The 6,838-nt window shown below is 69.9% G+C and carries 7 protein-coding genes; 4 read left to right on the top strand and 3 right to left on the bottom strand.

What is annotated here, in order from left to right:
• Positions 1–106: 106 nt before the first annotated feature.
• The gene (locus tag L0U85_RS09150) at positions 107–1,015 is read right to left on the bottom strand and encodes a hypothetical protein (protein ID WP_241377453.1); all 909 of its coding nucleotides are present in this window, start codon (positions 1,013–1,015) and stop codon (positions 107–109) included.
• Between the two features lie 184 nt (positions 1,016–1,199).
• Between L0U85_RS09150 and L0U85_RS09145 the strand changes: the two genes are divergently transcribed.
• Genes L0U85_RS09145 through L0U85_RS21260 form a run of 3 tightly spaced genes read left to right on the top strand, consistent with a single transcriptional unit; the run spans position 1,200 to position 4,483 of the window.
• Positions 1,200–2,357, top strand: a complete 1,158-nt coding sequence (locus L0U85_RS09145) for a cysteine desulfurase family protein (protein ID WP_241377452.1) — start codon at positions 1,200–1,202, stop codon at positions 2,355–2,357.
• A gap of 16 nt (positions 2,358–2,373) precedes the next feature.
• Positions 2,374–3,480, top strand: coding sequence for a tRNA 2-thiouridine(34) synthase MnmA (mnmA, locus tag L0U85_RS09140; RefSeq protein ID WP_277605597.1), 1,107 nt, complete (start codon positions 2,374–2,376; stop codon positions 3,478–3,480).
• Entirely contained in the window at positions 3,473–4,483 is a 1,011-nt protein-coding gene (locus L0U85_RS21260; RefSeq protein WP_241377450.1) for a methionine synthase, read from the top strand. The genes mnmA and L0U85_RS21260 overlap by 8 nt, the downstream gene beginning before the upstream one ends.
• A gap of 9 nt (positions 4,484–4,492) precedes the next feature.
• Here the strand turns inward: L0U85_RS21260 and L0U85_RS09130 are convergent, their stop codons facing one another.
• Positions 4,493–5,128 carry a sulfotransferase family protein gene (locus tag L0U85_RS09130; protein ID WP_277605584.1) on the bottom strand — a complete coding sequence of 212 codons (636 nt, stop codon included), beginning with the start codon at positions 5,126–5,128 and terminating at the stop codon, positions 4,493–4,495.
• A 388-nt stretch (positions 5,129–5,516) separates the two neighbouring features.
• Between L0U85_RS09130 and L0U85_RS09125 the strand changes: the two genes are divergently transcribed.
• Positions 5,517–6,218, top strand: coding sequence for a VIT family protein (locus L0U85_RS09125; RefSeq protein ID WP_241377448.1), 702 nt, complete (start codon positions 5,517–5,519; stop codon positions 6,216–6,218).
• On the opposite strand, the gene L0U85_RS09120 is transcribed toward L0U85_RS09125, so the two are convergent.
• Positions 6,215–6,835 (bottom strand): TetR family transcriptional regulator, encoded by a 621-nt coding sequence (locus L0U85_RS09120; protein WP_241377447.1) that lies wholly within the window; start codon positions 6,833–6,835, stop codon positions 6,215–6,217. The two genes, L0U85_RS09125 and L0U85_RS09120, sit on opposite strands and share 4 nt — an antisense overlap.
• Positions 6,836–6,838: the final 3 nt, after the last annotated feature.

The following is a 6,838-nucleotide window of genomic DNA, read 5'->3' as shown; positions in this document are numbered from 1 at the left end:
GAGCGCTAGCGAGGCGCGGAACCAGAAGCGCAGCCGCAACGCGGAAGACCAGCCAAAACCGAGAAGGGGCGCCTCCGGATCTCCGGAGGCGCCCCTCTTCGGTTGCCTATGCGTCCCAGCCGATGCCGAGCGCGCCTGGTCTGGGCACCGGCTCCGCCAACGCCACGGTCCGGCCCGGGCCGAGCTGGAGGTCGCCGGTCTCGCGCTTGTCGCGCTGGAGCGAGGACTGGGCGAAACGGTAGACGCGCCTCGGTATGGCGTCGGGAGCGAAGCGGATCTGCAGCGAGTAGTGGTCGACCGGGTAGCGGAAGGCGTTGCCGTGCCCGGTCGAGACGCCGCCGTTGCCCTGCACGACGATCTCGAACAGGTGCGTCGCGCCTTGCGGCAGCGGCTGGTCGAACACGATCTCCGCCAGTGCGACCGGTGCTTCGTCGTGGCGCAGCACATTGGGCACCGAGCAGTCGCGCACCGGCTTGAACTCGATGTCGTCGATGTCGCAGCCCGTGTCGCCCCGGTACAGCAGGATATAGCGGTCGACATCGTCTCTTCTGGCCCTGACCAGCATCGACAGCTCGAACACCGACTCCTGGTACCGGGAGTCGACGTGGACGACCACTTGCTGGCTGAGGATGTCGAGCGTGTGCTCCCGGGATGCCGGGACCTGGTCGCACAGTTCGCGCACCGCGTCGCCGCCGAGGACCGAGTCGGGCCGGGGGAGCTGTCCGCGGATGGACCGGGGGCCGCGGGCGCGCTTGGGGCCGAGCAGGGCCCGGAGGGACCCCGCCGGGAGTTCGAGGAGGTCTTCGAGGGCGGTGACGGCCGCGAGCGACTCGGCGCGTTCGGGCCGGGACCGGCCGGACTGCCAGTAGGACAGGCTGGTCGTGGAGACGGTGATGCCGCGCATCGCCAGTCGGTGCCGGATCCGGTCGAGGCCGAGGCCGCTGGATTGGATGGCGACACGCAGGGCGGTGTGGAACGGCCCTGCGCGAAGTGCTTCGTCGAGTTCGGGCGACATCGGCACACACTTCCTTTGAAAAAGCCCAGCCTTTGAAGGACCCAGCCTCTGGGGGGTATCGACTCCCCGTGACCGAAAAGGCAACGAGAATTCGTCAGATTCTATCTCGAGCGCGTGACCTCACATTCACCTGCGGCCTCAGCCTAGTCGAAGCCCCCTGTTCGCGCCGTAGACTGGAGAGGCCATGGCATACCTCGATCACGCCGCGACCACGCCGATGCTGCCCAGAGTGCTCGACGTCTACGTGCGCACCGCACGCGAACTCGGCAACGCCTCGTCCCTCCACGCCTCCGGCCGCGCCGCCCGCCGCACCGTCGAAGAGGCCCGAGAACGCATCGGCGAAGCCCTCGGCGCCAAACCCAGCGAAGTCGTCTTCACCGGCTCGGGCACCGAGGCCGACAACCTCGCCGTCAAGGGTCTCCACTGGGCCCGCCGGGACGAAGGCCGTGGCCGCGTCGTCTCCACCGCGATCGAGCACCACGCCGTCGCCGACGCCGTCGCCTGGCTCGGTGACCACGAGGGGGCCGACGTCACCGAACTGCCGGTCGACAAGCTCGGGCGCGTTCGGGTCGACGCCCTCGCAGAGCTGCTCGACGAGCGGGCCGACGAGATCACCGTCATCACGTGCATGTGGGCCAACAACGAGGTCGGCACCCTCCAGCCGATCGACGAGATCGTCGCGCTCGCGACGCCGCTGGGCATCCCCGTCCACACCGACGCCGTCCAGGCCGTCGGCCACACCCCCGTCTGCTTCACCGCCTGCCAGGCCGACGCGCTCGCGCTCTCAGGCCACAAGCTCGGCGGCCCGACCGGCACCGGCGCGCTCCTGCTGCGTCGCGACACCAAATGCACCCCCCTGCTCCACGGCGGCGGGCAGGAGCGCGAGATCCGCTCCGGCACGCTCGACGTGCCCGGCATCGCCGCACTCGCCGAGGCCGTCGCCCACGCCGTCCGTACCCAGGAGACCGAAGCGCAACGCCTCGCGGTGCTCCGCGACGAGCTCGTCGCCGGCATCCGCGAAGCCGTTCCCGAAACGATCTACAACGGCGACCCCGAGCAGCGCCTCCCCGGCAACGCCCACTTCTCGTTCCCCGGCTGCGAAGGCGACGCCCTGCTCATGCTCCTCGACGCAGCAGGTGTCGAATGCGCCACAGGCTCGGCCTGCTCGGCCGGAATCGCTCAGCCCTCCCACGTCCTGCTCGCCATGGGCGCCGGCGAAGACGACGCCCGCTCCTCCCTGCGCTTCACCCTCGGCTGGCCCACCACCAAGGCCGAGGTGGACGCACTGGTGGCCGCCATCCCCGAAGCCGTCGAACGTGCGCGAAGCGCGGGTCTGTCCTAAGGTTGACAGCGTGAAACTGCGAGTACTGGCCGCCATGAGCGGCGGAGTCGACTCGGCGGTCGCCGCCGCGCGGGCCGTCGAGGCCGGGCACGACGTCACCGGCGTCCACCTGGCGCTGTCCAAGAACCCACAGACCTACCGCACCGGCGCCCGCGGGTGCTGCACGATCGAGGACTCCCGCGACGCCCGCCGGGCCGCCGACGTCATCGGCATCCCCTTCTACGTGTGGGACATGGCCGAACGCTTCCACGAAGACGTCGTCGAGGACTTCTACGCCGAGTACGCGGCCGGGCGCACCCCGAACCCGTGCCTGCGCTGCAACGAGAAGATCAAGTTCGCCGCCGTCCTCGACCGCGCGATGGCGCTCGGCTTCGACGCCGTCGTCACCGGCCACTACGCACGCAAGGCCGACGACGGACTCCTGCGCCGCGCCGTCGACCCCGGCAAGGACCAGTCCTACGTGCTGGCCGTCCTCACGCCGAAGCAGCTCGCCCACTCGATGTTCCCGCTCGGCGACACCCCCAAGGACGAGGTCCGCATCGAGGCCGAGGAGCGCGGCCTGGCCGTCGCCCGCAAGCCCGACAGCCACGACATCTGCTTTATCGCCGACGGCGACACCTCCGGGTTCCTCAAGAAGAAGCTCGGCTCCGAACAAGGCGAGATCGTCGACGCCGCCACCGGCGAAGTCGTCGGCAGGCACGACGGCGCCCACCAGTTCACCATCGGCCAGCGCCACGGCCTCGGCCTCAAGGTCCCGGCCGCCAACGGCAAGCCCCGATACGTCCTGTCGATCACGCCGGTCGACAACCGCGTCGAGGTCGGACCGCGCGAAGCGCTGCGCATCGACCGCATCCGCACCGGCGCGCCGGTCTGGCTCGGCGGCGAGCGCACCGGCACGTTCGAGGGCGAAGTCCAACTGCGCGCCCACGGCGAGGTCTACCCGGCCACCGTCACAGTCGAGGACGGCGGACTGACCGCGCGCTTGGGCAAGCCCGCCTTCGGCGTAGCCGCCGGGCAGGCCATGGTCGTCTACGACCCCGACCCAGACGCCGAACTCGGGGACGCCGTCCTCGCATCGGGCACCATCGACGCCGCAGAGTCGGTCGAGGCCGCCGGTGTCTGACGAAGCGGCGGCGCTGCCCTCCGGAGTCGCCACGGGCGTCGGATCGCTGCCGGGCACCGACATCGGCGAGGCCGTCCGCCTCGTCCTCGGCGAACTCGCTGATTGGCCCCATCTTCCCGAACTGCCGGCACGTGGGCTCGGCGCCGACATGATCGGGCGCGGTGCGACCTTCCTGGAAGGCGTTCCCGTGCAGTGGTGGGCCTCAGGCTGGCAGATCGCCGACTTGCCCGGCCGCGACACCCGCCGCGCCTCCGACTTCCTCGAACGCGACCTCGACGCCCTTCACGAGGCCGCCGACAACACCGACGGGCCGGTCAGGCTCACCGTCGTCGGCCCCTGGACGCTCGCCGCGAACCTGTGGCGGCGCGCCGGAGGGGCGATGATCGCCGACCACGGCGCCGCGGCCGACATCGCCGCCTCGCTCGCCGAAGGGCTCCGCAACCACGCCGCGGCAGTGCAGGCCAGGCTTCCCAAGGCGCACCTGTCGATCCAACTGGACGAGCCGTCGCTGCCTGCGGCGCTGGCGGGCCGGATCCACACCGAGTCGGGCCTGGACTTCTACCGGCGCGTGCGGCCCGAGGTCGCCCGCGACCGGCTGCGCGAGGTCGTCGACGGCGTCGGCGTTCCGGTCGTCGTCCACTGCTGCGCCCCCGGGGCGCCGCTGAAACTCTTCGCCGAGGCCGGTGTCGGAGCGGTCTCGCTCGATCTGACGCTGCTCGACCTCGACGACGTGCCCGCCGTGGACGAGTTCGGGGAGTACCTCGACGGAGGCGGCCGCCTGATCGCCGGCGTCGTCCCGGCGACCGGCGCGCCGAGACCGGACCTGGCGGAGACGGCCGCGGCCCGGATCACCGGCTTGTGGGAACGCCTGGGGCTCGACCTCGAGCGGCTGCCCCGGCAGGTGAGCGTCTCCACGACGTGCGGCTTGGCCGGGGCGAGCCCGGACTACGCGCGGGCGGCGATGGAGGCGAGCCGTGAAACCGCCAAGCGGCTCCACGGCTGACCGGCGCGGCTACTGATCGCCCTGCTGGATGTCCGCGATGCGGTCGTGGAATTCCTTGGTGGAGTTCAGGTGCGGGAAGGGCTCTTCGGGGATCGGCAGCCCGAGGGCCGCGCACAGCGGCTCCCAGCCCGCGCCGGTTTCGAACTCGACGAGGCGCTCGGCCGGGATGGTCTCGCGGACCTTCTCGTGGTAGCGGTGGTAGGCGGCCTCGACGGCGTCCCTGTCCTCGATGGGGGCGCCCTCGAAGGTGTAGTCCCAGACGTCGCGGACCATCGCCAGCCACGGGCCGCCGCTCGGGTCGTCGATCTCGTTGAACTTCTTGAACACGGTGTTGGAGGCGCTGGTCCACCAGGATTCGAAGCTGTCCCGCCGTGAGAGGACGACGATCGCGTCCGGATAGTGGTCGGCCAACTCCGAGTAGAAGGCCGCGGCCGGCCAGTCGACGGCGGCGCCGTATCCCTTGAGGAGTTCGTCCCAGTCGGGGTGGTCGCCTCTGGCGGCGGCGCTGAAGCCCGGGACGTCGACGTCGACGCGTCCGAAGACCTCGGCCATGTGGTGGCACGGCTTGCCGAGCAGTGTTTCGAGTGCGTTCTTGAGGGTCATGGTTCCTGTTCGCGGGAGTCCCGCGCCGATTACTCGCAACATCTTCTGAAGGTATTCGGCCGCAACGAGGTTCGCAAACCGAGCAAGTAGGACAGTGTGGGTTCGTCTCGTGGCGGAAGGGCATGACACCAGGTTGTCTCGACCGTCGTGATGCTTCTGTGAGCTTCGGCATCCGGTCAGGCAAGCGAGCCGTGCAGGCCGGACGGCTGGTCGGCCGGACGCTCGTACGCGCCTTCCTGCGTCTGCGGTGATTCTTCGTGAGTGCTCATGCGAAGCCTTCTCGTCGGAGGCTGAGAGAATAGCGCACCGGTGCCAGCTGAATCGGGTTCCGAAACGCGAATGGCCACTTCATGGCCGGGTATACCGCCTACAGTGGTGCAATTGTCGTCATGTCGCCGCGTGGTGCGATCCGTGGTTCACTGGAGCGGTGATGTCAAGGGACGAGAAGCGGCACGGGAGCCTCGGGAGCCGGCTCAATTGGCTGCGCGCCGGTGTGCTCGGCGCGAACGACGGCATCGTCTCCACCGCCGGTCTCGTCATAGGTGTCGCCGGTGCCACGACCGATCGCTCCACAATCGTTGTCTCGGGCCTCGCCGGCCTGGTGGCCGGCGCGTTGTCGATGGCGGGAGGCGAGTACACCTCGGTGTCGACGCAGCGCGACACCGAGTCGACCCTGGTCGACGCCGAGCGCCGTGAACTCGTGGAGGATCCCGAGGCGGCGGAGGACGAGCTCGCCGGGAACCTGCGATCCAGAGGATTGTCCGAAACGACTGCTCGGCTGGTCGCCCGGGAACTGTCGGAGTCCGACGCGCTGCGGGCCCACTCCGAGATCGAGTTCGGACTCGACCCCGAGGTCCTCACCAATCCGTGGCACGCGGCGCTGTCGTCGTTCGTCAGTTTCATCTGCGGCGCGCTGCTGCCGCTGCTCGCGATCGGGCTACTGCCACCGGATGTGCGGGTGTGGGGTTGCGCGGTCGCGGTGGTCGCGGCGCTGGCGCTGACCGGATTCACCTCGGCGAAGCTCGGCGGGGCGCCTCCGATTCCAGCGATGGCGCGGGTCATGGCCATCGGGGCGGCCACCATGGCGGTCACCTACGCGATCGGCTCGCTGTTCGGCGTCGCGACGGGTTAGGGCTTCTCGGCGAGGTCGTCGACGGGCATCGTCAGGTATCGGTTGATGGTCGGTCCGACGGCAGCGGCCAGCGTGTCCGCGTCGAGCGAGGCGATCGGCTCGAGCTTGAGGATGTAGCGCGTGCAGATGAGCCCGAACATCTGGGACCCGACCAGGTTGGCGCGGAAGCGGTGGTGGTCGATCCGGTCGCCGAAGGAGTCGATGACCGTCCCCAGGATCCGGTGCTCGAACAGCTGCTTCAACATGAGGGTCATCGACGGCTTCGAGAGGCCGGAGCGCACGACGGCGATCAGCTTGGCCTGGTGCGGGCCCTCCCAGATGCCGACGAGGGTATGGACGAGGCGCTCGCCGACGTCGGAGACCTCGCCGGCCACGATCGCGGTGGCCACCTCGGGCGCCGGGTCCACCGGGAGTTCGATGGCGGCGATGAACAGGTCGTCCTTGGATCCGAAGTAGTGGTGGATGAGCGATGCGTCGACTCCGGCCTCTGCGGCGATGCGCCGCATGCTCACCGCCTCGAAGCTCTCGGCGGCGAACAGCGAGCGGGCGGCGGCGAGGATCTCCGCCCGGGTGTCGGGCTTGCCTGACCGCCGTCCGCTCCGCTTGACTTTGACCACGAA

Origin of the sequence: Glycomyces sp. L485 (genome assembly GCF_022548875.1) — a bacterium.
GTDB lineage: Bacteria > Actinomycetota > Actinomycetes > Mycobacteriales > Micromonosporaceae > Glycomyces.
Note: the sequence above shows the minus strand (reverse complement) of the source record. Positions and strands in the feature narration are given on the sequence as shown.